General features: G+C 61.9%; 27 protein-coding genes. 14 read left to right on the top strand and 13 right to left on the bottom strand.

Going from position 1 to position 25,715, the window contains the following annotated elements; translation table 11 throughout:
• Positions 1-35 precede the first annotated feature (35 nt).
• Positions 36-1,250: an aminotransferase-like domain-containing protein gene (locus tag G3572_RS03785; protein WP_164609317.1), complete on the bottom strand. Its 1,215-nt coding sequence runs from the start codon at positions 1,248-1,250 to the stop codon at positions 36-38.
• A gap of 306 nt (positions 1,251-1,556) precedes the next feature.
• Here G3572_RS03785 and ctaD point away from each other — a divergent pair, with 306 nt between their 5' ends.
• The 3 genes from ctaD (at position 1,557) to G3572_RS03800 (ending at position 4,243) form a co-directional block, all read left to right on the top strand.
• Positions 1,557-3,227, top strand: a complete 1,671-nt coding sequence (gene ctaD / locus G3572_RS03790; protein ID WP_164609318.1) for a cytochrome c oxidase subunit I — start codon at positions 1,557-1,559, stop codon at positions 3,225-3,227.
• 131 nt (positions 3,228-3,358) lie between these two features.
• Positions 3,359-3,679: a hypothetical protein gene (locus G3572_RS03795; RefSeq protein ID WP_164609319.1), complete on the top strand. Its 321-nt coding sequence runs from the start codon at positions 3,359-3,361 to the stop codon at positions 3,677-3,679.
• Between the two features lie 66 nt (positions 3,680-3,745).
• Positions 3,746-4,243, top strand: a complete 498-nt coding sequence (locus G3572_RS03800; RefSeq protein ID WP_164609320.1) for a DUF2244 domain-containing protein — start codon at positions 3,746-3,748, stop codon at positions 4,241-4,243.
• Positions 4,244-4,272: 29 nt separating this feature from the next.
• On the opposite strand, the gene G3572_RS03805 is transcribed toward G3572_RS03800, so the two are convergent.
• Complete coding sequence (locus G3572_RS03805) at positions 4,273-4,731, bottom strand: GatB/YqeY domain-containing protein (RefSeq protein ID WP_164609321.1); 459 nt, start codon at positions 4,729-4,731, stop codon at positions 4,273-4,275.
• 180 nt (positions 4,732-4,911) lie between these two features.
• Here G3572_RS03805 and carA point away from each other — a divergent pair, with 180 nt between their 5' ends.
• Entirely contained in the window at positions 4,912-6,066 is a 1,155-nt protein-coding gene (gene carA, locus G3572_RS03810; protein ID WP_164609322.1) for a glutamine-hydrolyzing carbamoyl-phosphate synthase small subunit, read from the top strand.
• A gap of 139 nt (positions 6,067-6,205) precedes the next feature.
• Positions 6,206-8,026 carry a glycosyltransferase gene (locus G3572_RS03815; protein WP_240335387.1) on the top strand — a complete coding sequence of 607 codons (1,821 nt, stop codon included), beginning with the start codon at positions 6,206-6,208 and terminating at the stop codon, positions 8,024-8,026.
• Positions 8,027-8,038: 12 nt separating this feature from the next.
• Here G3572_RS03815 and G3572_RS03820 read toward each other — a convergent pair whose 3' ends face one another.
• Positions 8,039-8,677 carry a GntR family transcriptional regulator gene (locus G3572_RS03820; protein WP_164609324.1) on the bottom strand — a complete coding sequence of 213 codons (639 nt, stop codon included), beginning with the start codon at positions 8,675-8,677 and terminating at the stop codon, positions 8,039-8,041.
• A 158-nt stretch (positions 8,678-8,835) separates the two neighbouring features.
• Between G3572_RS03820 and G3572_RS03825 the strand changes: the two genes are divergently transcribed.
• The 3 genes from G3572_RS03825 to G3572_RS03835 all read left to right on the top strand — a co-directional run bounded on the left by G3572_RS03825 (position 8,836) and on the right by G3572_RS03835 (position 11,102).
• Positions 8,836-9,486 carry a pyrimidine 5'-nucleotidase gene (locus G3572_RS03825; RefSeq protein ID WP_164609325.1) on the top strand — a complete coding sequence of 217 codons (651 nt, stop codon included), beginning with the start codon at positions 8,836-8,838 and terminating at the stop codon, positions 9,484-9,486.
• Between the two features lie 80 nt (positions 9,487-9,566).
• Entirely contained in the window at positions 9,567-9,836 is a 270-nt protein-coding gene (locus G3572_RS03830; RefSeq protein ID WP_164609326.1) for a hypothetical protein, read from the top strand.
• A gap of 66 nt (positions 9,837-9,902) precedes the next feature.
• Positions 9,903-11,102 carry a UbiH/UbiF family hydroxylase gene (locus tag G3572_RS03835; protein WP_164609327.1) on the top strand — a complete coding sequence of 400 codons (1,200 nt, stop codon included), beginning with the start codon at positions 9,903-9,905 and terminating at the stop codon, positions 11,100-11,102.
• 70 nt (positions 11,103-11,172) lie between these two features.
• On the opposite strand, the gene G3572_RS03840 is transcribed toward G3572_RS03835, so the two are convergent.
• The 3 genes from G3572_RS03840 to G3572_RS03850 all read right to left on the bottom strand — a co-directional run bounded on the left by G3572_RS03840 (position 11,173) and on the right by G3572_RS03850 (position 13,737).
• Positions 11,173-12,297: an aminotransferase class V-fold PLP-dependent enzyme gene (locus tag G3572_RS03840; protein WP_164609328.1), complete on the bottom strand. Its 1,125-nt coding sequence runs from the start codon at positions 12,295-12,297 to the stop codon at positions 11,173-11,175.
• Positions 12,298-12,446: 149 nt separating this feature from the next.
• Positions 12,447-12,980 (bottom strand): hypothetical protein, encoded by a 534-nt coding sequence (locus G3572_RS03845; protein ID WP_164609329.1) that lies wholly within the window; start codon positions 12,978-12,980, stop codon positions 12,447-12,449.
• Positions 12,981-13,320: 340 nt separating this feature from the next.
• Complete coding sequence (locus G3572_RS03850; protein WP_164609330.1) at positions 13,321-13,737, bottom strand: hypothetical protein; 417 nt, start codon at positions 13,735-13,737, stop codon at positions 13,321-13,323.
• A 252-nt stretch (positions 13,738-13,989) separates the two neighbouring features.
• Here G3572_RS03850 and G3572_RS03855 point away from each other — a divergent pair, with 252 nt between their 5' ends.
• From G3572_RS03855 to G3572_RS03870, 4 genes are all read left to right on the top strand, one after another.
• On the top strand, positions 13,990-14,637 hold the full coding sequence (locus G3572_RS03855; RefSeq protein ID WP_164609331.1) for a hypothetical protein: 648 nt from the start codon (positions 13,990-13,992) through the stop codon (positions 14,635-14,637).
• A 28-nt stretch (positions 14,638-14,665) separates the two neighbouring features.
• Positions 14,666-16,123, top strand: a complete 1,458-nt coding sequence (locus tag G3572_RS22365) for an O-antigen ligase family protein (RefSeq protein ID WP_164609332.1) — start codon at positions 14,666-14,668, stop codon at positions 16,121-16,123.
• Positions 16,120-16,944: a metallophosphoesterase gene (locus G3572_RS03865; RefSeq protein ID WP_164609333.1), complete on the top strand. Its 825-nt coding sequence runs from the start codon at positions 16,120-16,122 to the stop codon at positions 16,942-16,944. Before G3572_RS22365 ends, G3572_RS03865 begins: the two co-directional genes overlap by 4 nt.
• Before the next feature lie 122 nt (positions 16,945-17,066).
• On the top strand, positions 17,067-19,277 hold the full coding sequence (locus G3572_RS03870) for a GumC family protein (protein ID WP_354003982.1): 2,211 nt from the start codon (positions 17,067-17,069) through the stop codon (positions 19,275-19,277).
• A gap of 48 nt (positions 19,278-19,325) precedes the next feature.
• On the opposite strand, the gene G3572_RS03875 is transcribed toward G3572_RS03870, so the two are convergent.
• From G3572_RS03875 to G3572_RS03905, 7 genes are all read right to left on the bottom strand, one after another.
• Positions 19,326-19,685 carry a HesB/IscA family protein gene (locus G3572_RS03875; RefSeq protein ID WP_164609335.1) on the bottom strand — a complete coding sequence of 120 codons (360 nt, stop codon included), beginning with the start codon at positions 19,683-19,685 and terminating at the stop codon, positions 19,326-19,328.
• Between the two features lie 26 nt (positions 19,686-19,711).
• On the bottom strand, positions 19,712-20,455 hold the full coding sequence (locus tag G3572_RS03880; RefSeq protein WP_164609336.1) for a DUF3307 domain-containing protein: 744 nt from the start codon (positions 20,453-20,455) through the stop codon (positions 19,712-19,714).
• On the bottom strand, positions 20,448-21,080 hold the full coding sequence (locus G3572_RS03885; RefSeq protein ID WP_164609337.1) for a hypothetical protein: 633 nt from the start codon (positions 21,078-21,080) through the stop codon (positions 20,448-20,450). The genes G3572_RS03880 and G3572_RS03885 overlap by 8 nt, the downstream gene beginning before the upstream one ends.
• Positions 21,081-21,188: 108 nt before the next feature.
• Complete coding sequence (locus G3572_RS03890) at positions 21,189-21,548, bottom strand: SUF system Fe-S cluster assembly protein (protein ID WP_164609338.1); 360 nt, start codon at positions 21,546-21,548, stop codon at positions 21,189-21,191.
• A gap of 152 nt (positions 21,549-21,700) precedes the next feature.
• Positions 21,701-22,537 carry an arginyltransferase gene (locus tag G3572_RS03895; RefSeq protein ID WP_164609339.1) on the bottom strand — a complete coding sequence of 279 codons (837 nt, stop codon included), beginning with the start codon at positions 22,535-22,537 and terminating at the stop codon, positions 21,701-21,703.
• Between the two features lie 84 nt (positions 22,538-22,621).
• Positions 22,622-23,086 (bottom strand): RDD family protein, encoded by a 465-nt coding sequence (locus G3572_RS03900; RefSeq protein ID WP_240335389.1) that lies wholly within the window; start codon positions 23,084-23,086, stop codon positions 22,622-22,624.
• 76 nt (positions 23,087-23,162) lie between these two features.
• Positions 23,163-23,633, bottom strand: a complete 471-nt coding sequence (locus G3572_RS03905) for a DUF2852 domain-containing protein (protein ID WP_164609340.1) — start codon at positions 23,631-23,633, stop codon at positions 23,163-23,165.
• A 256-nt stretch (positions 23,634-23,889) separates the two neighbouring features.
• Here G3572_RS03905 and tpiA point away from each other — a divergent pair, with 256 nt between their 5' ends.
• Together tpiA and G3572_RS03915 are read left to right on the top strand one after the other, a co-directional pair.
• Complete coding sequence (tpiA, locus tag G3572_RS03910) at positions 23,890-24,633, top strand: triose-phosphate isomerase (RefSeq protein ID WP_164609341.1); 744 nt, start codon at positions 23,890-23,892, stop codon at positions 24,631-24,633.
• A 64-nt stretch (positions 24,634-24,697) separates the two neighbouring features.
• Positions 24,698-25,708, top strand: coding sequence for a DMT family transporter (locus G3572_RS03915; protein ID WP_275897723.1), 1,011 nt, complete (start codon positions 24,698-24,700; stop codon positions 25,706-25,708).
• Positions 25,709-25,715 lie beyond the last annotated feature (7 nt).

Consider the following 25,715-nt stretch of genomic DNA (forward strand, 5'->3'; position numbering starts at 1 on the left):
CCCTGCCCCCACGGGCCGGCGCGCCGCCCGGACAGCTAACCGATCTCGCGCGCGATCAGCGCACCAAGGCGGCGGATGCCCTCGTCAATTGCCGCCTGGTCGGCCCGCGAAAAACTGAGCCGGATGGTATTTCCGCCCGAGCCATCGGCAAAAAAGGCCCGGCCCGGCACAAAGGCCACCCGCTCTGTCTCCAGCGAACGCGCAAGCAACTCCGCGCCATCCATACCCTCGGGCAAGGTGATCCACACGAACATGCCCCCCTCGGGCCGTGTCCAGCTTACGCCAGAAGGCATCTCGCGCGACAGAGCCGCAAGCATGTGATCGCGCCGCGCCTTGTATACGGTGCGCAGGCCCGCGACATGGCTTTCAAAGTGGCGCGCCGCCACTTCGGCAATCGCCATCTGGTTCAGCGTGGATGAGTGCAGATCGGCGGCCTGCTTCATCAGCACAAGACGCCCGATCACCGGGCTGGCCGCGCAGACCCACCCCACCCGCAGCCCCGGCGCCAGCGTCTTGGAAAACGACCCGCAGTAGATCGTGCGGCACTCCTCGATGCTGCCCTTGCGGGCGATCTCCAGCGCAAGGATCGGCGGCACCGCCTCCCCGTCAAAGCGCAAGGCCTGATAGGCCGCATCCTCGACAATGGCCGCGCCAAGCGCGTCGGCCAGATCTAGCACCTTCTCACGCTCGGCGCGGGCGATCGTCTCGCCGGTCGGATTGGCGAAATCAACCGAAAGATAGGCGAATTTTACCGTGCCCCCGGCGTCGACCGCCTTGGCACTATATTCGGCTGCACCGCGGTTTTCGCGCGGGTCCAGCCGGTCATACACCGGTTCATAAGCGTTGAAAGCACCCAGAGCCCCCATGTAGGTGGGTGCATTCACAAGCACTGTATCCCCCGCGCCGATCATCATCTTGCCCAGATAATCCAGCGCCTGCTGTGAACCCGAGGTGATCAGGATGTTGTCGACACCGCAAGGGATGCCAAGGCCGGTCATATGCTCTGCAAGCCACTGGCGCAGCGGCAGATAGCCTTCACTGACCGAGTATTGCAGCGCCGCATCCGCCTTACCGGGGGCCAAGGCTGCGCCAAGTGCGTCTTGAAACGCGGCCACCGGGAACAATGCCGGATCAGGAATGCCGCCCGCGAAAGAGATGATGTCGGGCTGGTCAAGCAACTTGAGAAGTTCGCGGATTTCCGACGCCTTCATCCGGCCCATGCGAGGCGCCAGAACCTGTTCCCATTGCATTGCCACAACCCTCCCGGAGCAATCTGCGCGCGGCCCGGTACGATGGGCCGAGTCTTCCGCGCACCCTGCCGCGCGGGCACAGGCAAGTCAATAATGCTGACCAATAGCGGCGCGCTCGCTCAGTCGCTGCGCCTCGCCTACGTTGCGACAGGGCCAATCGGGCCATTTTTCAACCCGGTGCGACATTTGCACTTGATCCAGATCAAATTCCCCCGTTGCCGCGACCTGCTTGGAAAGCTATGACAAAAGATGACTATCCGACTCCCAGTGTCGGACGATCGCTTATAACAAGAACGGGAGACGCCAATGGCGGACGCAGCCATCCATGGCCACGACCAGGATCAGCGTGGGTTCTTCACCCGCTGGTTCATGTCGACCAACCACAAAGACATCGGGATCCTCTATCTCTTTACCGGCGGTCTCGTCGGTCTGATCTCTGTTATCTTCACCGTGTACATGCGGATGGAGCTGATGGAGCCCGGCGTTCAGTACATGTGCGCCGAAGGGGCACGACTGATTGCAACCACCACCGACCAGTGCACCCCGAACGGGCATATCTGGAACGTGATGATCACCGCACACGGCATCCTGATGATGTTCTTCGTGGTCATCCCCGCGCTTTTCGGTGGCTTCGGCAACTATTTCATGCCGTTGCAGATCGGCGCGCCGGACATGGCTTTCCCGCGTCTGAACAACCTCAGCTACTGGCTCTTTGTCGCCGGAACCGCACTTGCGGTGGCTTCGGTGTTCTCGCCGGGTGGCAACGGGCAGCTTGGGTCGGGCGTGGGCTGGGTGCTTTACCCTCCGCTGTCGACCAATGAGGGCGGTTACTCGATGGACCTCGCGATCTTCGCGGTCCACCTGTCGGGTGCATCGTCGATCCTGGGGGCGATCAATATCATCACCACCTTCCTGAACATGCGCGCGCCTGGCATGACCATGCACAAGGTTCCGCTGTTCGCCTGGTCGATCTTTGTGACCGCATGGCTCATCCTGCTCGCACTGCCGGTTCTGGCGGGGGCGATCACCATGCTGCTGACCGACCGCAACTTCGGCACCACCTTCTTCCAGCCCGAAGGCGGCGGTGACCCGATCCTGTACCAGCACATCCTGTGGTTCTTCGGCCACCCGGAAGTGTATATCATCATTCTTCCTGCCTTCGGTATCATCAGCCAAGTCATCGCGACCTTCGCCCGCAAGCCGATTTTCGGGTATCTGCCGATGGTCTATGCGATGGTTGCCATCGGCGTTCTGGGCTTCGTCGTCTGGGCGCACCATATGTATACGGTCGGTATGTCGCTGACCCAGCAGTCGTACTTCATGCTGGCCACCATGGTCATCGCGGTGCCGACCGGCATCAAGATCTTCTCGTGGATCGCGACGATGTGGGGCGGCTCGATCGAGTTCAAGACGCCGATGCTCTGGGCTTTCGGCTTCCTGTTCCTGTTCACCGTGGGCGGCGTGACCGGCATCGTCCTGTCGCAGGCCGGCGTGGACCGTGCCTATCATGACACCTACTACGTCGTGGCGCACTTCCACTATGTGATGTCGCTGGGTGCCGTCTTCGGGATCTTTGCGGGCATCTACTACTGGTTCGGCAAGATGTCGGGCCGCGAGTTCCCCGAATGGGCAGGCAAGCTGCACTTCTGGGCGATGTTCATCGGTGCAAACTTGACCTTCTTCCCGCAGCACTTCCTCGGCCGTCAGGGCATGCCGCGCCGCTACATCGACTACCCGGAGGCTTTTGCCTACTGGAACTACGTCTCGTCGATTGGTGCCTTCCTGTCCTTCGCTTCTTTCGTGTTCTTCATCGTGATGATGTTCTACGCGCTGAAGTTCGGCCGCCGCGTGACCCAGAACAACTACTGGAACGAATACGCCGATACGCTGGAATGGACGCTGACCTCGCCCCCGCCAGAGCATACGTTTGAGCAACTGCCCAAACAGTCTGACTGGGACAAGAGCCACGCGCACTGAGATACCAACCTTCGCACCAGGCCCCGGATACCTCCGGGGCCTTTTGCATTGTGAACGGTGCAACTTTGACCCGGCGCGCAATCTGCGGGATACTCGGCGCATGTATCGCCCCCAAAAGGACGTGCCGCCCAATGAACGATCGCCTGCCCTTGTCCGTTGCCAGTCTGGTCTGCGCCCTTGCCCTCGGAGCCTGTGTGGCGCAGTCCGCGCCGCCTCCTGCCGCTCCGGCTTCGGAAGCAAATCTGCACCGCTTCATAATAGACCGGGCCTATACGCTGACCGACAGCCGCGAACTTGCCTTTCGCGACCAGATCGCAGCCGAGGCTCAGCAGCGTTGCGGCTTTGGCGGTTTCAGCCTCTACTCGTCGCGGCCCATCGGGAACGAGGTGGTCGGCGAGGACTTCCTCTACCGCCAGCACGACGTGCAGATCACCTGCGACGACGGAACCTGACAGGCGCTTTGACAACGCCCGCCTTGGCCCTATCTTCGCGCCAGACTGTGAGGATCACCGCCTATCATGCCCTATCAGTGGCTTCCGCCCGATCTAGCCGATTCCGAAACCCGCCACCTGCGCCTCTGGCCCTATCGCTCGCTGCCGCGCCGGGGCTTTGTCTGGTTCATCGGCGGCACATCGGCGCTCATCACCCTGCCCCTGCTTGCTGTGCTTGGCTCGCCCGTGCTGTGGGGGCTGCTGCCGTTTCTGGTCATGGCGGTGGCCGGCATCTGGTTTGCCCTGCAACGCAGCTATCAGGACGCCGAAATCATCGAAGACCTGACCCTCAGCCCTGCGCAGGTTACCCTGACGCGACAAGGTCCACGCAAGCAGCGCGCAGAGTGGAGCGCAAACCCGCATTGGGTGCGTGTGGAACTGCACGAAACCGGCGGCCCGGTTCCGCAATATGTCACGCTACGCGGCGGGCCGCGTCCAGTCGAGATCGGAGCCTTCCTGTCTGAAGAAGAACGGGTGGCGCTGTCATCCGAATTGCGGGCCGCATTTGCCGATCAGCGGCGCTGAGCGCACGGCACAGGGCCCTGTAAGGCCGCTCAGGAAAGACGTGCCTTGACCATCGGCCCCACCGTGCCAAAGTCCATCTGACCGGTATACTTGCCCTTGAGCACGGCCATGACCTTGCCCATGTCGCGGATGCTGTCCGCCCCCACCTCGGCCACGGCGGCGCCTATGGCGGCTTGCACCTCTTCGGCAGACAACTGGCGTGGCAGGAATTCCTCGATCACCCTGACTTCGGCCAATTCCTTTTCGGCAAGTTCCAGACGGCCGCCCTCTTCATAGGCGCGCGCGGATTCCTGACGCTGCTTCACCATCTTGCCCAGAATCGCAAGGATGTCAGGCTCTCCCACCTCGCCCTCTCCGCCTTCGCCCCGCGCGGCGATCTCGCGGTCCTTTATGGCAGCATTGATCAGCCGCAGCGTGGACAGACGATCTGCCTCCTTCGCCTTCATCGCTTCTTTGAGGGAAATCTGCAGACGTTCGCGCAGCGACATGGGTTTGCCTTCCTTCTGGGATCGGTAAGGCGCACAATACAGGGGATCGTTGCCAAGGACAACAAGCCATGCTTTTGCCAAGCCTTTGTATCTTCGACATATTCCTTTTCTGACAAAGCCTTGACCCCGCGCCCCTTCCCCCGTAGGTTCCGCGCAATTTGCCAATTGGGAGTCGCCGTCATGCCTGCTCAGCAGAAAGCTACCGCCTGCCTTGCTCTGGCCGATGGGACGGTCTTCTACGGCATGGGCTTTGGCGCAGTCGGAGAGACGGTGGCGGAACTCGTGTTCAACACCGCGATGACCGGCTATCAGGAAATCATGACCGACCCCAGCTATGCCGGACAGGTCGTTACCTTCACCTTCCCCCATATCGGCAACACCGGCGTGACCGATGAAGATGACGAAACTGCCGAACCTGTCGCGGCAGGCATGGTGGTGAAATGGGATGTGACAGAGCCTTCCAACTGGCGCGCCACCGGCGAGTTGACGGAGTGGCTGGTCAAGAAGGGCCGCATCGGTATTGGCGGGATCGATACCCGCCGCCTGACCCGCGCGATCCGCCAGCAGGGTGCACCCCATGTCGCTCTGGCCCATGACCCCGAAGGCAATTTCGACATTGCTGCCCTTGTCGCCCGTGCGCGTGGCTGGAAGGGACTTGTCGGGCTTGATCTGGCGAAGGGCGTTTCTTGCGCGCAGTCCTACCGCTGGGATGAACAACGTTGGGCTTGGCCCGAAGGCTATACCCGCCGCGAAGGCCCCGGTCTGCGGGTGGTGGCCATAGACTACGGCGCAAAGCGCAACATCCTGCGCTGCCTTGCCTCTTCGGGATGCGAGGTTACCGTGCTGCCCGCAACCGCCACAGCCGAAGACGTATTGGCACTGAACCCCGAAGGTGTGTTCCTGTCCAACGGCCCGGGCGATCCGGCGGCGACGGGCACCTATGCCGTGCCGATGATTCAGGGCGTGTTGGCAAAGGATATTCCGGTATTCGGCATCTGCCTCGGGCATCAGATGCTGGCGCTCGCGCTGGGTGCGAAAACCGTCAAGATGAACCACGGCCATCATGGCGCGAACCATCCGGTCAAGGACCTGACGACGGGCAAAGTGGAAATCACCTCGATGAACCACGGCTTTACGGTGGACAGCCAGACGCTGCCCGCAGGCGTCGACGAAACGCATGTCTCGTTGTTCGACGGGTCAAACTGCGGGATCGCCGTGGCAGGAAAGCCTGTGTTCTCGGTGCAATATCACCCCGAGGCCAGCCCCGGTCCGCAAGACAGCTATTACCTTTTCGAGCGCTTTGCCCGTGAAATGCAGGCCCGTCGTTCTGCCTGAGCGGCGCGGCCTCCGGGCTTAACCTTGCATTAACCAAAAGCAGGCACCTTTGGCGGAACATCGCCGAGGGATTATGTCAGCACGTCACTCGCCCCCCCGATCTGAGGTTCCGCACGCAGGCTCCCTCGCGCGAACGGCTATGTCGGATGGCTCTGGCCGGTCCGAGACACTTGGCATGTCCTTGCTGCGCAGCGGCTGTCTCAAGGGAGATGATCTGGTCCGCGCCTTGGCGGTGCAGACACATCGGCGCGGGCGGGTGACCGATATTCTGCTCGCGCGCGCCGCTTTGAAACCCCAGCGCTATTACGCGGCCTTGGCAGACCGTTCTGGCACAAGGGTCATTGACCTTGCGCATAACCCGCCAGACATCAGACTGATTGATCTGCTGGGCGCCGATCACTGTCTGCGGCGCGCCATCCTGCCTTGGCGAAGCGTAGGCGGAGCGACCGTTATTGCTGTGGCCGACCCCGATGTTTTCTTTCAGCACCGCAAACATCTGGCCGAGGTGTTCGGCCCGGTTGCTCTCGCCATCGCGCCTCTGGCGGATCTGCAACGCAGTCTGCTGACCTTGCGGGGGCGGCAACTGGCGCACAGGGCAGAAACGCGGGTTGCCGAGGTGGAAAGCTGCCGCACTTTGGCCGGCAACCGGCTGGTCCGCCCGCTTGTCATCGGCGGCTGCGCCTTGGCCCTAATCTCCTTGATCTGGCCGCTAGCAGCGCTGTGGTTTCTGATGGGATGGACGATCCTGACGCTGTTTCTGACCACGCTGCTCAAGGCTGCGGCAGGGCTTGCAAGCGGATGGAGACGGCGGGACGAACCGCTCCCTGTCGAGATGCTGAATCCGCCCACGGTTTCGGTCATGGTGGCACTTTACGGCGAAAGCGATATTGCACCGAGACTGGTCCGCCGCCTCGGCAAACTCGATTACCCGCGTGAGCAGCTGGAAATCGTGCTGGTTGTCGAGGCTGAAGACAGCAAGACCCGTTCTGCCCTCGCCCGCGCCGATCTGCCGCCCTGGATGAAGATTGTTGTCGTGCCGGAAGGCCAGATCAAGACCAAGCCGCGAGCCCTGAACTTTGCCATAGACCATTGCCGCGGGTCGATCATTGGCGTCTACGACGCAGAAGACGCGCCCGAGAGCGACCAGATCACCCGCGTCGTGCAGCGTTTTGCGCAGCGCGGACCCGAGGTCGCCTGCCTGCAGGGCGTGCTAGACTTCTACAATCCGACAACGAACTGGCTGTCACGCTGCTTTGCCATCGAATATGCCGCGTGGTTTCGGGTGATCCTGCCCGGATTGGCGCGGCTCGGCCTGCCGATCCCCTTGGGGGGCACCACTCTTTTCTTTCGCCGCGCCGCGTTGGAGGAGTTGGGCGGGTGGGACGCGCACAACGTCACCGAGGACGCTGATCTTGGCATGCGACTCTATCGTCACGGCTATCGAACAGAACTGATCGGAAGCGTGACGGAAGAGGAAGCCAACTGCCATACGATGCCGTGGATCAAGCAACGCTCACGTTGGCTCAAGGGCTACATGATGACTTGGGCGACCCATATGAGAGACCCTGTGCTGCTCTGGCGGCAACTCGGCACATGGAAGTTTGCGGGGTTTCAGGTTCTTCTGCTCTGCACGCTCTCGCAATTCGTGCTGATGCCGGTGCTGTGGTCGTTCTGGTTGCCATGGCTGGGCCTGCCCCACCCAATCGCCGATGCGCTGCCCCCTGCCCTTATCTTTGGCCTGATGGGCGTGCTGCTGGTCACCGAGATTGTCAACCTGAGCCTGCACCTCTGCGCCCTTCACCTGTCGCGTCACCCGATCCGGCGTTGGTGGGTGCTGATGATGCACTTCTATTTCCCGCTTGGCGCCCTCGCCTCTTACAAGGCGGGCTGGGAGCTTGTGCGAAATCCCTTCTATTGGGACAAGACCACACATGGCCGTTACGACCCGCTCTTCAAATAGCGGCCGCTGGCCCTAGCCCTTGAGCCGCAATTCACCCGCATCAACCCGCAAGCGCGTCTCAAACGCGCGGCTGATGTGGACACGCAGCGCCTGATACGCGGCCTCGCCGTCGCGCGCCTCGATCGCGGCAACGATCTGGCCATGCTCGGCCAAGGCCACTTCACTGCGCCCCTCGGCCGCCAACGAAGTGGTGGCCATCAAGGCCATCGAGCGGTGCACCAGATCCAGTTGCTGGACCAGAAAACGGTTGTGACTGGCGAGATGGATCTGCCGGTGAAAACGCTTGTTCGCCCGACTCATCGCGCGAGGGTCCCCTTCCAGCAGTTGGCGATCATCTTCGACCATACCGCGCAATACGCGAATTTCCTCATCGGTGGCATGCCGCGCGGCCAATCGCGCCGCCAATCCCTCAAGCTCGCTGCGAACGGCGTAAAGCTCGGCCAATTGGTTATGATCGAGGCTGGCAACAATCAGGCTGCGCCCGTCGCGGGTCAGCATGGCCTGCGTTTCGAGCCGCTGCAACGCCTCGCGCACCGGGGTGCGGCTCACACCAAGCCGCTCGGCCAGTTCGGATTCGACCAGACGATCCCCCGGCATATAGAGCCCTGCCTCGATCGCCTCGAGTATCAGCGTATAGGCATCCTTTTGCACCGGCACGTCCTTGCAATTCTTTAGTTCGATAACACAGGGGCGCAGGCTACAGCCCAGCACAGAGGTTTGGCAAGCCACCAGCGCCCTGCCAGATTCCGCCGACACCACCAAAGCCGGCGGCACTTGTCCGAAGGACGCGCGCGCGCTAAGTGCACAGAATGATCAGGCAACATTTCTCGCATGTCGAAACCTGGGTCTTCGACCTGGACAACACTCTCTATCCGCCCCGCATGCGGCTGTTTGACCAGATCGAGCAGCGCATGACGGCTTGGGTCATGCGGGAGCTTGGCGTTGACCATGACCACGCGAACCATCTGCGCGGTCATTACTGGCAGCTTTACGGCACCACACTTGCCGGCCTGATGCGCGAACACGGGGCTGATCCGGTCGGCTATCTTGCGGATGTTCATGACATCGACTTCTCCGTGCTTGAACCCGATCCCGGCCTTGCCGCCCAAATCAGTGCCCTGCCGGGACGTCGCATCGTGTACACCAACGGGGATGCGCCCTATGCGGAAAAGGTGCTGAGGGCGCGCGGGCTTTCCGGGCTGTTTGACGCGGTTTACGGCGTTGAACATGCAGGTTTTTTGCCCAAGCCCGAGGCACAAGCCTTTGCGACGGTCTTCGCGCTCGATGGCCTTGATCCGGCGCGGGCGGCGATGTTTGAAGATGATGCCCGCAACCTTGCGGTGCCGCATGCGATGGGGTTACGCACTGTCCACATCGCTCCCGAGCCAGAGCCTGCCCCGCACATTCACCACCACGCGGAAGACCTGTCGGGTTTCTTGCGCCTGTTGCTCGAAACCTGACTCTGCGATGCGTCAAATCGCGCGTGGCAAGGGCGGGCGCGTCTGCCTATCTGACGGGGGTAGCAAACGGAGATGCCCGGATGACCCAGACCACGCCCATCGCCACCACCCTGCCGCTTGGACAACGGATTTTGTTCGGCATACCCCTGATCGGGCGCATCGCACGGGAAATCTCGCAGGATGTGAACAATGTCTTCTATCTCGCTGTTGTCATTGTAACACTCGAAGTGCTGGCGTTCCGTATCTGGGGGCCTGTGGTGTTCACCCTGACCGCTCTGGCCTTGGTGCCCATGATGTTCCTCTTCTTCGTGGTGATCTGCTGGCCCCGCACGTCCCGTCAGAAGGGCTGAGCGGGGCATTTTGTCTCTTCGACTTCCCGGATGGCGCGCTTATCTTTGCGCTCAGAGGAGAGACCCATGAAACCCACCAGCACTGATATCCTGATCTCTGGCGGCGGCGTTGCCGGATTGTCCGCGGCCGCGGCTTTTGGCGCTGCGGGTTTCAAGGTGATCTGTGTCGATCCTGCGCCGCCCGTGGTGACTGATGAAGATGACCGCGCAGACCTGCGTACCACTGCTTTCCTGCAGCCATCCGTCCGAGTCTTGCAGGCCGCAGGTCTGTGGGAACGCCTGACGCCATACGCCGCCGCCTTGCAAGTCATGCGCATTGTTGACGCGGGCGGCGAGGTTGCCGAACCGCGCTTGACCAAGGATTTCAACGCGGCCGACATCGGTGATCTGCCTTTTGGCTGGAACCTTCCCAACTGGATTTTGCGCCGCGAGATGGTGGCGCGTCTGGCGGAACTGCCAAATGTGGATTTTCGCCCCGGCACAGGGACTGCCCGCCTGATGACCCGCACCGGCGAGGCGCTTGTTACCCTGACAAGCAACGAGCGGGTGCGTGCCCGCATGGTCATTGCGGCTGACGGACGCCAATCTGTTGTGCGGCAGGCTTTGGGTATTCCCGTCAAGACAACGCGCTACGGACAAAAGGCCTTGGCGTTTTCGGTCACGCATCCGGTCCCGCACGAAAATGTCTCGACCGAGATACATCGCAGCGGCGGGCCTTTCACGCTTGTGCCGATGCCCGACAAAGATGGCCAGCCGCGGTCTGCCGTGGTCTGGATGGAAAGCGGGCCAGAAATCGCCCGTCTGCAGGCCCTTTCAGTGCCCGCGTTCGAAGCCGAGATGAACGCCCGTTCCTGCATGGTCCTCGGGCCCCTGACCCTTGCCAGCAGGCTAACGGTCTGGCCGATCATCAGCCAGATTGCCGAGCGGATGTATGGCGAACGCTGCGCCCTGCTGGCAGAAGCAGCCCATGTCGTGCCGCCGATCGGGGCGCAAGGGCTGAACATGAGCCTTGCGGATCTGGCTGCTCTGCTCGACCTTGCCCAAGCCCGCCCCGATGACATCGGCTCTAACGAGATGCTCGAGACCTATCACCGAAAGCGCCATTGGGAAGTGCAGGCAAGGGTCGCAGGGATCGATGTGTTGAACCGAGCCTCCATCATGGGCGCGCAGCCCCTGCGTGATCTGCGCGCAGGCGCGCTTGATCTTCTTTATGGCGCAGCGCCAATCCGCAAGACACTGATGAAGGCAGGGCTTGGCCTGCGCTGAGACGCATTTTCTGCGAAGGGTCTTGCCCGTGGACGGGCGCTGAGCCTTCGCAGAAAAATCGCTAGAGGCACTAGAAAACCGAATTCACCGCGCGTTCAAGTCGTGCCACGGTTTGCGGGACATCGCGCAGTTTGTCCAAACCGAAGAGACCGATGCGGAAGGTCTTGAACGCCTCCCCCTCACCGACCTGCAGCGGCACGCCAGCAGCGATCTGCAACCCCTGTTCACGGAACTTGGCCCCGTTTTGTATCTGCGGGTCATCAGTGTAGCTGACCACCACTCCGGGGGCCTCAAACCCTTGGGCTGCGACAGACTTGGCGCCCTTTTCCGCCAAGAGCGCCCGCACCGACCGGCCCAGCTCCCATTGGGCCGACTTTGCCGCATCGAACCCCATTTCGCGCGTCTCCAGCATCGCGTCACGAAAGCTGACAATCGCATCCGTGGGCATCGTTGCATGATACGCATGCCCGCCGCCTTCATATGCTGCCATGATCGAACGCCATTTTTTCAGATCGATCGCAAAACTGTTCGACTGCGTCTCGGCCAGACGCGCCTCTGCCCGCGGCGACAGCGCGACCACTCCCGCCGATGGAGAGGCCGACCACCCCTTCTGCGGGGCCGAGATCAGCACATCGACCCCTGTCGTCTCCATATCGACCCAGATGCATCCCGAGGCGATGCAATCGAGCACCATCAAGGCCCCGACATCATGGGCGGCGTCTGCCATCGCGCGGATATAGGCGTCGGGCAGGATGATCCCGGCGCTGGTTTCGACATGCGGCGCGAACACCGCTTCGGGGCGGGTTTCCCGGATCTTGGTGCAAACCTCTTCGATCGGCGGGGGAGCATAAGGCGCGTGCACATCATTTCCGCTCTGCCGCGCCATGACCACGGTCACATCCTGCGCAAAGGCTCCGGCATCGAAAATCTGGCTCCACCGATACGAGAACCAGCCGTTGCGCACGACAAGCACCCTGCCTTGGCCGAACTGGCGCGCGACCGCTTCCATCGCATAGGTGCCACCCCCCGGCACCAAGGCAACGGCGCTTGCCATATAGACCTCGCGCAGCAAGGCAGAGACGTCCCGCATCACGGTCTGAAACCGCGCGGACATATGGTTCAAGCTGCGGTCGGTAAAGACGACCGAAAATTCCTCCAGCCCATCCGGGTCTACGCTTGCGTGCAATCCTGCCATGACTCGCTCTCCTCTTTGGTCCGAGCATAGGGGAGTTGCGGGAAAAAGCACGGGCAAGAGCGACAATTTTCACGTTTCTGTTTGGCACTCGCTGCGGGCCTGAAGCAGGTGTGTGCCGAGCCACGTGTCGCAGCCCGGACCAGACAGCGTCAGTCGCAGGGCCGCGCGCCGAGCCGGATCACTTCGGCACCGCTGAGCGTGATGATGTCCATCGTGGTATAGCGCGCCTCAGACAGGAACCAACTTCGGATCGCGCCCGGATAGTGATCCGCCATCACGCGCGACCAGTATTCGAACTCTTCCGGCGGCAAGGAAATGCCGTAATACTGGGACTGTGGGCCGTGAAACCCGAGGCGCGAGCCGCGCGAGACGCAGGTGTTGGGCAGACCCAGATACATCGTGCAGGCCGAGGCACAGGTCCCGCGAATTTCCACGCGGGTGCCTGATGCGCGCATTCTGGCGATGGTTTGCAGCCGCGCCTCCATATTGCCGCCAAGGTCATTCTGGATGACCGCAACCGATGTCGCCTGCGCCGTTGCAGGCTGACTCGTGCCAAGGACTGATGCGGCAAACACCGCAAGGGCAGCACGGGCAGCGCCTTTGGCCATAAGGCGCAGCGCAAGGAAAGTCGATTTGGAAGACTCTGGTTTGTTCTTCGTAAGTGTTTGATAAATAGTCGTCATGAAGGCATTCCCACACATGGATGGGGGCCTTCTGGCACCATTCCAGCGAGGACCCCTTCCTCGCCGTGCTGCAGATTTCATGCCAACTGGCTTACCGTGGACTTACTGAATTATGTCAGAACCAAGCCCTGTGCCGCGCAATTTAGCGGGCAGTGCTGGACGAAAGGTCGAAGCGACATACAGGGATCGGTCTGTTTTAATGTTCCGGGAACATCCATGCGCCATGGCGCGGACAAGGGCGGAAAGCCCTCACAGATCGGCTGGCGCCTGCGTAACGCAAAAGGCCCCCCGTGTCAGCACGAGGGGCCCATAAACAGGAAAGGAGACCGGATGGCCTAAATCAGCTTGCGCTGAGTGCGGCCGCAACGGCTACCAGATCGATGTTGGTTGCACCGCTTGCAAACTGCGACGCAAGGCTGGCGAAGGTCTGTGCCTGTGCAGCATTTGTCGACGCTGCGGCAAGATCCTGAAGGACAGAGGCAAAGGCCACGCGCTCTGCCGCGGACAGGCCAGCCGACGCCCGCACCGCGATCCCGGCGATCACGCCGAGTTGGGCGTTGAATGCCGCGGTCGTCAGGCCGGCAGCACGCAGCGCAGCAATCGCCGCCCGCACGGCAGCCTGACACGCCGCAGCCGAGGTGCTGCAAGCAAGCCGGATGGCGTTTGGATTGACAGCCACTGCCTGCGCCGAAGCGGGAGCAGAGAAGGCCACGGCTGCGGCAAAAACGGTTCCGACAAATGAAGTGCGATTATACATGGAGACCTCTGGCGTTGTTATGGTATCGCTTGAAAATACGATGCCTGCGTTTAATCAATTGCGGCAAGCGCTGCGACGCCACCTACCTAATCTGTATGTATGTATAGTATAAGTTCAAAATTATGTCAGCCACAATACCCTCTGCTAGGCCGATCACTGCTTGAAGTGCCCATTTTCGCGCCAAGTCGCCCGGTCCACGATCAATCTGCCCTGCTATCAGGCGCGCTATGAATATGAGTTTGACCTGCATCCATGAAGTTGATTCTTCTTTTTATGTCACTGCTTGCAGTTGTGGGCGCGGCCGCCACCTTTGGCCCTGAGTATGACGCGGCTTTTTTCGCCCGCAGCCCGGAGGAATCTGCCTTTGATGCTCTGGTCACTCCGGCGAACCTGCCTGATCTTCCCCTGAGCAGCCGGAGCATGCGCGAGCTTTTTGAAACCTGTGCAGCAGTGCAGCAAGGTCTTATCTACGCGTTCCAGCCGCCGGAAACCCAAGGAGACGTTGACAGGAGCTGTGACAGTCTGGCCCGCAAGGCGCTGGCGCGCAGCCCGACCTATGGTGCGGCCCATACGATCGTGATGCTTTCGGCGCGCGACGATGCCGCCGTAACAGAGTCCCTGATCCTTTCACAAAGCACCTCACCCCGAGAGTCCTGGCATGCCAAACTTCGTTTGCGCAAGGGCATCCGCCTTTATGGGAAGGCCACCCCCGCCTTGGACGCTGCCCTGGAGGCGGATATCGGGTTCATGGTTCAGACCCGCGCAGGCCGCGCATGGCTTGCCGCGCTTTATCAAAGCAATCCCACAGCACGCCCCGTTCTGGTTGCGGTGATCAACCGGCGCCCGAACGAGGAACAAGTCTCTTTCCTGCGGGAGGTGCGCAATCTTGGTCAAAATTAATCGTCCCCCCCGTGAGAAACCGGCTTCCGTGCCCGCCGCCACCATTCGGGACGGGGCAGCCCCGACCCGCCGCCGCGCGCGCGGATCACAACGCTATGGCCGCCTGAACACTCTGACGGCGCGGCTTCTGGTGCTCCTTGTGCTGGTGAGTGCCATTCCGGTTGCGTCAAACCGTCCCGCTTGGTGGCTGATCTGGACGTTCCTGCTCGGCTTGGGCGCGCTGGCCTATCTTCTGCGGGCGCAAATGCTGATGGGTCGGCAAAGACCGCTGCAGACAAACCAGTTCACGCTTTTCTTCACCGTCGCGCTTTTGGTTCCCGCCTTTGCGCTGCTCCAGTCGCTCCCGCTGGCGCAACTCGTGCCTGTTGCCTGGCAGGCGCTGCCCTCTGCCGTGGCGGGTCTGGGGCCATTGGCAAGTCTTTCGGTCATGCCCGACGCTTCGCTCTTGGCGGCAATCCGGGCCGTTGGCTATCTGGTGTTCCTTATGCTGGTGATCGAGGTTGGCACCCAGCCAGAGCGGACACATACGCTTGGCCTGATCCTGATGCTGGGTATCCTTCTCCATGCGGTGTTCGGGTTGGTCGCCTTGCGCCTGCTTGGCGACTATTCGATCTGGGGGGAAAAGACTGTTTATCTTGGCATGCTCACGGGCACTTTCGTCAATCGCAACTCGATTGCGACCTTCCTTGGCTTCGGTCTGGTTCTGGCTTTGGCCTATGCTCTGGAACGTGGCCACCGCGCTGCCAATGCAGAGCGTGATCGGGGATACACGGCCATTTTCACGCCTGCACGGCTCGAGATCATCGGCCTTTGGCTTGCGGTAGCCGTCCTGGCGATTGCCATTTTGCTGACCCAGTCGCGCATGGGCGTGGCCGCCACCGTGCTGGGGGCTTTCGTCACATTTCTTGCGCTGCGCATCACCTTTCGGGTTCCGTTGCGCCGTATCCTGATCGAGGTTGGCATAGGCCTTGTCGCAATGCTTGTCGTGCTTGTCCCTGCGGTCGGCGACGGTGTGCTTGAACGCGCTCTGTTCACTTTTGTGGAATCGACTGATCGCGTCAGCCTTTATGTGCAGACGTGGGGAATGATCCTTGAGCGTCCGCTGATCGGCTTCGGCTATGATGCTTTTGCGCCCGCCTTCGAGCTTTATCGCGATGAGCCGCTGGTCAACCAGAACTTCGCCGACCTTGCCCACAACACCTATCTGACGCTTTGGGTAGAACAGGGGTTCATCATCGGCAGCATACCGATGCTGCTGATCGGCTGGTCAGCAGTGATGATCTTGCAGCGGTTGCGCGCGGCCGAGGGCGATATGGCGGTGAATGGTGCCGCGCTTGGCGTCATCGTGCTGGGAGCCATGCACTCGCTGGTGGATTTCAGCCTCGAGATTCCGGCCAATGTCTACTGCTTCCTGCTGATCGTGGGTCTGGCCATCGCCCGGCCCCGCAAGGTGCAAACCGCTTCGCCTGACGGTGAGGGGGCATGACGGTGCTGGGGCGGCTGCTGCGGGGTTTTGGCCAAAGGAAGGCGCAAGACAGCGCCCATCCCACCGCCGAGGTGCTGGTGCTCGACCCGTTCGACGGGCCGGTTTACGCGGTGGGTGATGTCCACGGCTGCCTGCCGCTTTACCGCGAGGTCGAAGATGCGATCCTGCGCGATGCAGAGCAGTTCGAGCAACCACCTACGCTTGTCTTGCTGGGTGACGTGATCGACCGCGGTCCGCACAGCGCCGCCATGCTTGACCATTTGCTGCGCCCGCTTCCGGCGCCCGCGCGAAGACTGTGCCTGTTGGGCAACCATGAATCGATGATGCTCGCCTTCCTCGCTTCTCCGCGCGCGAACCTGCGTTGGCTGCGTTTTGGCGGTCATGAAACGCTCGCCTCTTATGGCATGACCTTTGACGTTGATGAGCTAGAAGCCATGCCAGAGCGCAGGCTGGTGCAGACCATCGCCGCCCACGTGCCGGAGGCCCATCTGCGGCTTTTGCGCAGCCTGCTGCCTGCCTTGCAGGTTGGCCCCTATCTTTTGGCCCATGCAGGCGCTGACGCAAGCGCACCGCTCACCGCACAGCCGCTGCAAAGCCTGATCTGGGGCAGCGCGGGGCTGGTTGCCCCCTCGGGGCTGACCTTGATCCACGGTCATTACATCACCGCCGAACCGGAGGTCCGCAGCACAAGCATCGGCATTGACACCGGGGCCTATGCCACAGGGCGTTTGACCGCCCTACGCCTGCTGGATGGGCAGAAGCCGGCGTTCATGAGCACAAGTTCGGATGATTTGACCAATAATCTGGCGGTTTTTGCATAGATGGCCGCGAAAAGCGGCAATTGCGCCCGGAACCCTTTCAACAACCCAAAGGCGATGTTAACAACTCGGGCAATCCGACATCGCTCTGACAGAGCCCCGAACCGAGTCCATTTCCCAACAAGGTGATTTCTTTGCAGTCTTCCGAAATTGACCTCAAGGAGCTGATTGGCATATTACGCCGACAGAGCCGCTTGATTTTGATCACTTTTTTCGTGTTCCTCATTCCGGCTGTCCTCTATCTGATGCTGGCCACTCCGATGTATCGGGCCACGGCCCTGATCTCGATCGATGCCGGGGGTTCCAACCTGCTCGACCCGGGCAGCATTGAAAACAGCCAGAGTGCCATCCTCAACTCGCGCGTGGATGGCGAGGTCGAGGTGCTGCGGGCCGAGGCAACCGTCATGGCGGTGGTGCAGGCCGGCGATCTGATCAGCGATCCCGAATTTGGCCCGCGTCTTGGGCTGACGGAGAAAATCACCATCGCTTTGGGCATGGAGTCAGCGGGTGACACCTTGCGCCAGGCGGTCGGCCTGCGTCCGGCTGATCCACCGTCAAGCGAGCGTCTGGTCAGCAATACGGTCCAGAAACTCAGCGGGGCGACCGAAATCCGGCGTCGCGGCCTGACCTATCTGATCTCGGTGGGCGTGCGGTCCGAAAGCCCGCAACGCGCAGCAGATATCGCCAATCTCTACGTCGCAACCTACATTGACCGGCAGGTGCTGACCAAGAGCGCCTCTATCATCGCGGCGCGCGATGTGTTGCGCAGCCAGACAGAAACCGCCCGTATCGAACTGGCCCGTCTGGAAGATGCGCTGAACAGCTTTATCGACGACAACCTTGCCCGGCTGGAAGCCGAGAGCAACAACGAGAGCATTTCCGCCCTGCGGCGACAGCTGGAGGCGGCACAATCGAGCAAGGTCGAAAGCGTCAGTGTGCTGGCCGCATCGCGGGAAGCCGCGGCGCGCAATGACTGGGCGTCGGCTGCGGTCACGCTTGGCGATGCCGCGCTGGAGCAACTGGCAAACGAGCGGGAGGCCCTTGCCAGACGCCTGAGCGGCGAAACAGCTGGCTCTCAAACCGCCATCGACCTGCAAAACGCGCTGTCCGATCTGGACCGCAGCCTCGGTGCAAGACTGGCCGAGGCGCAAACAAGCGTCGAGGGAGAGCTTTCCGCCCTGACCCAATCAGAAACGCTGGCGCGCGAGCAACTGCGTGAGGCCTTGCTGCAATCCAACATGTCGTCAACCGTGATCGCCGATCTGTTCAACTTGCAGCAATCGGCATCGATCGCGCGCAACCAGTATCAGCAGCTTTTGGCCCGTGTGCAGGATCTGAACGCGCTCGCTAATGTGCAGATCGCCGATGCGCGCGTCGTCTCGGAAGCTTTGCCGCCGACGTCGCCCGCCTCGCCCAACAAGCGACTCATCATCATCATGGCCCTGACAGCGGCTTTGGCGATGGGGGTCACGCTGGCCTTTCTGAACGAGTATTACATCGGGGGCGTTACTTCGACCGCGCAGCTTGCCAATGTGATTCAGGCCCGGATTCCGGTCGCCATTCCTGCGCTGCCTTCCAGTGCAAACGAGCGGATACCGGCGGATGAAATCATGGTCTCGCCGCTTTCACAGTATTCCGAGGGCTTTCGAAAACTGCGGCTGGCGGTGGATACGAACCTTCACCAAAGCCTGTCCGAGCGCGGTGTCTCGGAGGCCGAGCGGCGCAAGGCCAGGGTGGTGCTGATCTGTTCCGCTCTTCCGGGCGAGGGGAAAACCACGACCGCCATCGCGCTTGCCCGCACCTATGCCGTGTCGGGGCAGCGGACCTTGTTGATCGACTGTGACCTGCGCAAGCCTTCGGTCGAGAATTACTTCAAACTGCCGCATCAGGATGGTCTGATCGATTATCTGACCTCGCAAAAGCCCGATGCCGATCTGGTGGTGACGCCCGTGCTGGACCAGTTGTCCAATCTGGAAGTCATCACCGCCGGGTCACGCAGCACGCAGCCGACAGACCAGCTCGTGAACAGCCCGCGCTTTGCCTCGCTGCTCGAGGTCGTGCGCGAAGCCTTTGATGTGATTGTGATCGACAGCCCGCCGCTGCTGCCCGTGGTGGATACCCGCTATCTGGCACAGATGGCTGATATCGCGGTGTTGATCGTGCGCTTTTCCAACACCACCCAGGGCGAGGTGCGGGACGCTGCGCACCAGATGCAAGACGCGCTTCGGCCCGGCGTCCGGATGCTGGGTGTCTTGAACCGTCAGACAGAACGTCGCGGCAAGCGCGGGTATTACAACGGGGCCTATTCGGGCTATTACGGCGACAGCACGACGTAGCGCTCTCAGCGGCATGGGGCGGGCCGTCGCAGGCTCGCCCTGGCCAAGTCAGGCGGCGGGGGTTTCCTTGAACTTGATCGATTCGCCGCAGCCGCAAGCCTCGGCCACGTTGGGATTGCGGAACTTGAAACCCGCGCTCAGCAGATCGACCTCGTAATCGATCTCGGTCCCGATCAGGAACATTTGCGCCATCGGCGCGATCATCACGCGGGCGCCGTCCTGTTCAACCACCTCGTCCAGCGGATTGACCTCGGACACATAGTCCATCGTGTATTCCATCCCTGCGCAGCCGCCCTTCTTGACGCCAATGCGCAGGCCCTGACGACCTTCTTTCTGCATCAACCGAGAGATTTGACGGGCTGCCATCGGGGTCAGGGTGACGGCAGCTTTGCCGGGAATGCCAAACATGGGTAACTCCTGTATCTTTTCCCAATCTAGGGTGAAAGGTCCGGAATTCCAAGCGGCGGAACAGCGGAAAGCAGCATCACCGTGCCAAGCGCGACCAGTATCGCCCAGCCAAAAGACGCCAAGGTGCCGATGATGACATATTCCGAAAGCCGCGCCTCTTCCTTCACGGCTCCGAACCGCAGGACCGATTTGGCCGCAATCAGGAAACCGATGCCGCCCGGCTCTCCGGCAAGGATGAGCAGAAAGATGATTCCGCGCTCCAAAAGGCCGATGATCCGACCTCCCCCCGGCAGGCCCTCCAGCCCCACATCGCCCCAAGGCCGCATCAACAGCGCCAGGGCAAATCCGCCTGCGCGCGTGGACAGGATCGCCCCGGCCAGCACCGCAGCCGCCGCAGGCATCCAGATGGGCGCATGATCTGCCCAAAGGCCCTGCGCCCACAGACCCGGCCATAGCGTTGCCACCAGAACAAGCGTCGCCAGATGTGCCGCCTGATCCGCGACAAAGGCCATGATGCCGGAAACCCGCGCGCCGATCGCCACCTTTGCGGCATCAATGCCGAGATGGACGGCCGCCACGCCTGCCATCACCCCAAGCGCCAGCGGGGATTGCGCCCCCAACAGCAGTGCCGAGATCAGCCCGACGGTGCCGATATGCGCCAGCATCCAACCCGCATGGCCCTCAGCCTTGGCCTGTGCCATTCGGCCCGATTGCAAAACGAAATCGGCCAGAACATGGGCAAGGATCAGAAAGACCAGCGTTTCAGCCATCAGCATCCCCTGCGCCAAATTGCACGGCAAAGGCGTGCGTCGCCTGTTCAACCAGCGCAAAGCCTGCGGTCTGCAGACGCGCGGCAAAGGCCTGGCGCGAGATACCCACTTGCGCGGCAAGGGCATGTTGGGGGGCATAGCCGCCCTGCTCCAGCGACAATGCCACCGCCTCGGCCTGTTGCGGAGACCATCCCTGCATCTGTGTATCAAGATAGGCCATCAAGGCATGGTGCAGCGGATCGACCCCCTGCCCGGCCAGCGCCAGCCACCGCCCATCGGGCATCGCATCGAGCGCGCGGCCAGAGCCCACGAAAGCCGTGCCACCCGCCGTGCCAAGGCTGCCGTGCTCCAGACCCGACACATCGCCCAGCCCCAGAGCCATGCGGCTGGACAGGCTTTCTCCGGCGCGAAGCCGTGCGGCCAGATAGACCATCATGGCAAGCCCCTGCCCCGCAGTGCCGATATAGAGCTGCCAGCCATCGCCGCGATAGCGGTGGAACCGTGACGTGGCGGCCAGACGGTTGGCCGAGCTTTTGATGAGCGCCATGCAGGCATCGACCTGCGCAGCGCTGCTGCGGGTCGAAAGAACCAAATCTCCGGTCAGAACCGCATGCAGGTGTGACATGGGCAAGTCATACGGCTTGCAACCCCAAAAAGCAAGTCAAATGGCTTGCAAACGAAAAATGCAAGCCAAAAGGCTTGCATTTGAAAGGCGCTGACGAGCGCGCGCGGCTTACATGAACCCGAGTTCCAGCCTTGCCTCGTCGCTCATCATTTCCATGCCCCATGGCGGATCAAAGGTCATCTGCACATCCACCTGCTTGACGCCGGGCAAAGGCTCCACCGCATCGGCCACCCAACCGGGCATCTCACCGGCCACGGGGCAACCCGGAGCCGTCAGCGTCATCACGATGTTGACCGCGTTTTCCGCATCAATCTCGACCGTGTAGATCAGACCCAGATCAAAGATATTCACGGGGATTTCCGGGTCAAACACCGTTCTGCAGGCGTCAACGACGCTGTCGTAGAGCGGGTGGTCAGTGCTGGACGGTTTGATGAGCGGTGCGCCCTCGACTCTTGCTTCGCTGTTCATTCCGGCCTCATCAGGGGGTTGTTGAGAGATTATATAGGAAATCCCGCCGCAGACGTCCAGAGGCCGGCTTCACCCGCCCCGCCGCCGGATGCCGCAGCGGCCAGCGGCGTCGAAGACGGTCAAATCCCGACTGGTCTGCGGGCGAACCGCCCCTAATCGCGCAACGGACGCGCTTCGGGCAGGTTGATACGCGCCACCTGCTCGGCAATAGGGTCCATAGAAAGCGGATGCAGTTCCGCCCGATGCGCCGAGGGATCGCCCAGATCCTGCCAAACGCCGCCCTTGTAAATCTCCAGCGCGGAAAATCCGGCCTTATACCCCATCTTGCGGCTGCCGGGGACCCAATAGCCCAGATAAACATAGGGCAGGCCCGCCTCACGCGCGATGGCGATGTGGTCAAGGATGATATGGGTGCCAAGCGAAAGATCGACCAGATCGGGGTCATAAAAGCTGTAGACCATCGACAAGCCGTCATCGAAAACATCCGTCAGGCAGACGGCGGCAAGCTCTTGCCCCCGCCCTTTCTGCTCCGAGGGGCGCGTGTATTCGATCACCCGACTTTTGATCGGGGTTTCCTCGATCATCGCAGCGAATTCAAAGATGTCCATATCGGCCATGCCGCCATCGGCGTGGCGGGCATCAAGATAGCGGCGGAACAGGCTGAACTGGTCTTCGGTCGCCCAGGGGCTGGTGGCATTGCGCCGCAGATGCGCCGTCCGCCGCATGATCCGGCGCTGGGTGCGGCTCGGCTGGAAGTCTGCCACCCGAATCCGGGCGGACAGACAGGCCGAACATTCCGAACAGGACGGGCGGTAGAGCACATTCTGGCTGCGGCGGAAGCCCTGCTTTGACAGCGTATCATTCAGCCGCTGCGCATGTTCCCCCTGCAGCGCGGTGAACAGCTTTCTTTCCATCCGCCCGTCAAGGTAGGGGCAGGCCTGTGGAGCCGTCACGTAAAACTGGGGCGCGATGGGGAGCGTGTGGCGCATGGGTTTTGTCTGTCAAAGGATGCGCCACGTTAGCAAGCCCTGCGCCAATCGCCAAGACAGCATTTCAAGGCAAAAGTCGCTGTTTCAGCGCGATGACGGGCTGTTGATCGCGACCGAACCCAAGACCAGATCGCTCAGCCCCTGCCCCCGCGACGAGAGCAGCATCAACACAACCGACAACACCTGCGGCATCACGAACGCCATCGAAAGCGTATAGCCCAAGGTGTGCAAAAGCGCCGTCGCGCTGTCAAAACGCTGCCCGCTGCGATCAAGGAATTCGATGTTCATCAACCGCATCCCCCATGTGGCTGATCGACCGCTGAGCGTCAGCCAGCGATAGAGGAACCCCACCACCAGAAACAGGAAGGGCAGGAAGAAGAGCGCGGTAAAGGCGGTGAACGGCACGATCAGCGCGGTGACGATGCCGATCAGGATCAGATCGACCACCCAAGCCAGAAACCGCTTGGGCAGGACACCCGCATAAAAGGCGGCATGGCGTTCGGGATCGGGCTGCATGTCTGACATCATCATCGGGTAAACTGTGCGCATCGGCGTGATCCTGAAAAAATGGGGACAAAAGGCAATGGTGCAAGGGTGGCCCAGTTCGGGCCACCCGCATCACGGCTCAATATTCGCCGCGCGCCGCATCCTGATCGGCGGCCGCGGGGCGGGCAGCGCCTTTGGCCCGCTCTTCCATGAAGCTGTCGAACTCCTGCTTGTCCTTGGCTTCGCGCAGGCGCTGCAGGAAGGATTCGAACGCGCCCTGCTCGTCCTCAAGACGACGCAGCGTATCGGCCTTGTAGGCATCAAAAGCCGAGTTGCCAGAGGACCGCCACGCCACATGGCGCCCCATGCCCGCATCACGGCGGCTGGCGCAGAATTTTCCCTTGAACATGCTTTTGCTCCATTTGTTGGCATAGGTCATATAGACAACGAGGGCGAGGCCTACCGGCCAGAAGAAAACAAAGCCCAGCACCATTGCGGCAATCCATGCCCCACGGCCCTTGCTGTCGAGCCAGTCTTCGGCGCTGTGCAGTCGGTTGGTCAGGCCGCCGAGCGCAGGCGCTTTGGCGGCGGTGTCGGTGGAATAGGTCATCGGCGTATCTCCATCTCGGCGGCTTTGCCCCCTGCGGGCCATGTGAATACCCTTCACATGACAGGAGATGCATATGCGGCCCCCCCGGTTCAAGGGTCGATGTAAAACAATTTTACATTTTTTCACCGGGGTGCCGTCGCACCCTCCGTGCAAAGCAACCGCATGCGCAGCGATCAGGGCCGATGGGTTTTGCCGCTTGTGTCACCCAAGCCTCTGACTATGATCGCGTCCGATTAGACCGCAGAGGGGAAGAGACATGCGCAAGCTGGCAGCCGGAAACTGGAAAATGAACGGGACAGGGGCCAGCCTCTCCGAAGTGGTGGCGCTGCTTTCCGACCATCCCGCCCCTGCCTGTGATATGCTGCTCTGCCCCCCCGCGACATTGATCGCGCGCATGGCCGATCTGGCGAAGGGCAGCGCGCTCAAGGTCGGAGGTCAGGATTGCCATGCCAACAGCAGCGGCGCACATACCGGCGATCTGTCGGCAGCGATGCTGGCAGATGCGGGCGCCAGCCATGTGATCTTGGGCCATTCCGAACGCCGCACCGATCACAAGGAAACCGATGCCGAGGTGCTTGCCAAGGCACAGGCGGCGCAGGTCGCCGGTCTGGTTGCGATCGTCTGCCTTGGCGAGACCGAGGCGCAGCGCGACGCGGGCGAGACGCTGGATGTGATCGGACGCCAACTGGTCGGCTCTGTCCCCGAGCAGTCGACAGCGGAAAATCTGGTGCTGGCCTATGAACCGGTCTGGGCCATCGGCACCGGACGCACCCCGACCCTTGCCGAAATCGCCGAAGTGCATGCCTTTTTGCGCGCAAGGCTGGTCGCGCGGATCGGCACGCAGGCGGACGGGGTCCGGCTGCTGTATGGCGGGTCGGTCAAGCCGTCCAATGCCGCCGAAATCTTTGCCGTGCCCCATGTTGACGGCGCGCTTGTGGGCGGGGCCAGCCTGAAGGCCGCCGACTTTGGCGCGATTGTCGCGGCGCTTTCTGCGGCCTGAAAGCGCCAAACGCACCGTCGCCGGCAGACAAGCCGGCGCCGCACAATACGGGCATCACGGGGGAATGACGCTTTCAAGGGCTGTATTGCCCCCAGGTTCACCTCATCCGGCCTCGGTGCCGCCCACAGGCTCTCTGCCTTTGGCGCATCTCGCCTGCGCGGCATCCATGCTGGTATGGGCGGCGGGCTTGCCGGCCGCTGATCGGCTGATCCCGCATGTTCCCGCCCTGACGCTGAGCGCCGCGCGCATGATCTTGGCTGCCTTGGCGCTTTTGCCGATCTGGTGGCTGATCGAGGGGCGGCGCGCCGTGACGGGCGCGCCTTGGCGGACCGGAGTTCTGATCGGCGCCGTCAACAGTTTCGGGGCCTTCGGATTGATCCTCGGACAGGCGCGATCGGATGCGGTGACGGTCGCCATCGTCTCTGCCGCCATGCCGATCATCGGCATGGGCATCGAGGTGGTGTTCGATGGCCGCAAGATCACACCTGCGCTGTTGATCGGTATGGCGCTCAGCCTTGCGGGCGGAGGGATCGCGCTGGATCTTGGCATCACCGGCAGCACGGCAGACGTTGGCACAGGGGCGATCGCATCGACGGGCAGCAGCCTGATCGGGGCGGGTCTTTGCCTTGCGTCGGTGGTGATTTTCACCTTCGGCTCGCGCCTGACGGTTACCGCCTTTCCGGACATGACACCGCTGGGACGAACCAGCATTACCCTTGGCGGCGGCGCATTGACCTCTGCCGCTATGGTTGTCCTTGCTGTGCTGTTTGGCCTTCCCGCCCCCGACTGGACCGCACTTGGCCCGCCCGAGGCAGGTGCACTGATGGTCTATGCCTTGGCGGGGCTCGCGCTTTCGCAACTTTTGTGGATCGTTTCGGTCGGGCGGCTCGGCATCGGCCTGGCCTCTCTCCATATCAACGCCGCGCCGTTTTATGTGATGCTGATCCTGTTTGCCATGGGCGGGCCCTGGCTGTGGCATCAGGTTTTCGGGGCGGGGCTGGTGGTCTTGGGCGTTGTCGTCGCGCAAGGTATGTTTCTGCCCAGGGCCTTGCGCTCGCACCGTCTGCGGGGCTAAGCCTTCG

It is taken from the genome of Pseudotabrizicola algicola (assembly GCF_010915705.1).
GTDB classification, from domain to species: Bacteria; Pseudomonadota; Alphaproteobacteria; order Rhodobacterales; family Rhodobacteraceae; genus Pseudotabrizicola; species Pseudotabrizicola algicola.

Coding starts and splice junctions, on each gene's coding strand:
- G3572_RS03865 (WP_164609333.1), top strand. CDS start 16,120: ATGACGGTGCTGGGGCGGCTGCTGCGGGGTTTTGGCCAAAGGAAGGCG.
- G3572_RS03895 (WP_164609339.1), bottom strand. CDS start 22,537: ATGCGCCACACGCTCCCCATCGCGCCCCAGTTTTACGTGACGGCTCCA.
- G3572_RS03875 (WP_164609335.1), bottom strand. CDS start 19,685: ATGTTTGGCATTCCCGGCAAAGCTGCCGTCACCCTGACCCCGATGGCA.
- G3572_RS03785 (WP_164609317.1), bottom strand. CDS start 1,250: ATGCAATGGGAACAGGTTCTGGCGCCTCGCATGGGCCGGATGAAGGCG.
- G3572_RS03885 (WP_164609337.1), bottom strand. CDS start 21,080: ATGTCACACCTGCATGCGGTTCTGACCGGAGATTTGGTTCTTTCGACC.
- G3572_RS03880 (WP_164609336.1), bottom strand. CDS start 20,455: ATGGCTGAAACGCTGGTCTTTCTGATCCTTGCCCATGTTCTGGCCGAT.
- G3572_RS03905 (WP_164609340.1), bottom strand. CDS start 23,633: ATGACCTATTCCACCGACACCGCCGCCAAAGCGCCTGCGCTCGGCGGC.
- G3572_RS03845 (WP_164609329.1), bottom strand. CDS start 12,980: ATGACGACTATTTATCAAACACTTACGAAGAACAAACCAGAGTCTTCC.
- carA (WP_164609322.1), top strand. CDS start 4,912: ATGCCTGCTCAGCAGAAAGCTACCGCCTGCCTTGCTCTGGCCGATGGG.
- G3572_RS03795 (WP_164609319.1), top strand. CDS start 3,359: ATGAACGATCGCCTGCCCTTGTCCGTTGCCAGTCTGGTCTGCGCCCTT.
- tpiA (WP_164609341.1), top strand. CDS start 23,890: ATGCGCAAGCTGGCAGCCGGAAACTGGAAAATGAACGGGACAGGGGCC.
- G3572_RS03890 (WP_164609338.1), bottom strand. CDS start 21,548: ATGAACAGCGAAGCAAGAGTCGAGGGCGCACCGCTCATCAAACCGTCC.
- G3572_RS03830 (WP_164609326.1), top strand. CDS start 9,567: ATGACCCAGACCACGCCCATCGCCACCACCCTGCCGCTTGGACAACGG.
- G3572_RS03855 (WP_164609331.1), top strand. CDS start 13,990: ATGAAGTTGATTCTTCTTTTTATGTCACTGCTTGCAGTTGTGGGCGCG.
- G3572_RS03835 (WP_164609327.1), top strand. CDS start 9,903: ATGAAACCCACCAGCACTGATATCCTGATCTCTGGCGGCGGCGTTGCC.
- G3572_RS03900 (WP_240335389.1), bottom strand. CDS start 23,086: ATGCGCACAGTTTACCCGATGATGATGTCAGACATGCAGCCCGATCCC.
- G3572_RS03805 (WP_164609321.1), bottom strand. CDS start 4,731: ATGTCGCTGCGCGAACGTCTGCAGATTTCCCTCAAAGAAGCGATGAAG.
- G3572_RS03840 (WP_164609328.1), bottom strand. CDS start 12,297: ATGGCAGGATTGCACGCAAGCGTAGACCCGGATGGGCTGGAGGAATTT.
- G3572_RS03915 (WP_275897723.1), top strand. CDS start 24,698: ATGACGCTTTCAAGGGCTGTATTGCCCCCAGGTTCACCTCATCCGGCC.
- ctaD (WP_164609318.1), top strand. CDS start 1,557: ATGGCGGACGCAGCCATCCATGGCCACGACCAGGATCAGCGTGGGTTC.
- G3572_RS03815 (WP_240335387.1), top strand. CDS start 6,206: ATGTCGGATGGCTCTGGCCGGTCCGAGACACTTGGCATGTCCTTGCTG.
- G3572_RS03800 (WP_164609320.1), top strand. CDS start 3,746: ATGCCCTATCAGTGGCTTCCGCCCGATCTAGCCGATTCCGAAACCCGC.
- G3572_RS03850 (WP_164609330.1), bottom strand. CDS start 13,737: ATGTATAATCGCACTTCATTTGTCGGAACCGTTTTTGCCGCAGCCGTG.
- G3572_RS03825 (WP_164609325.1), top strand. CDS start 8,836: ATGATCAGGCAACATTTCTCGCATGTCGAAACCTGGGTCTTCGACCTG.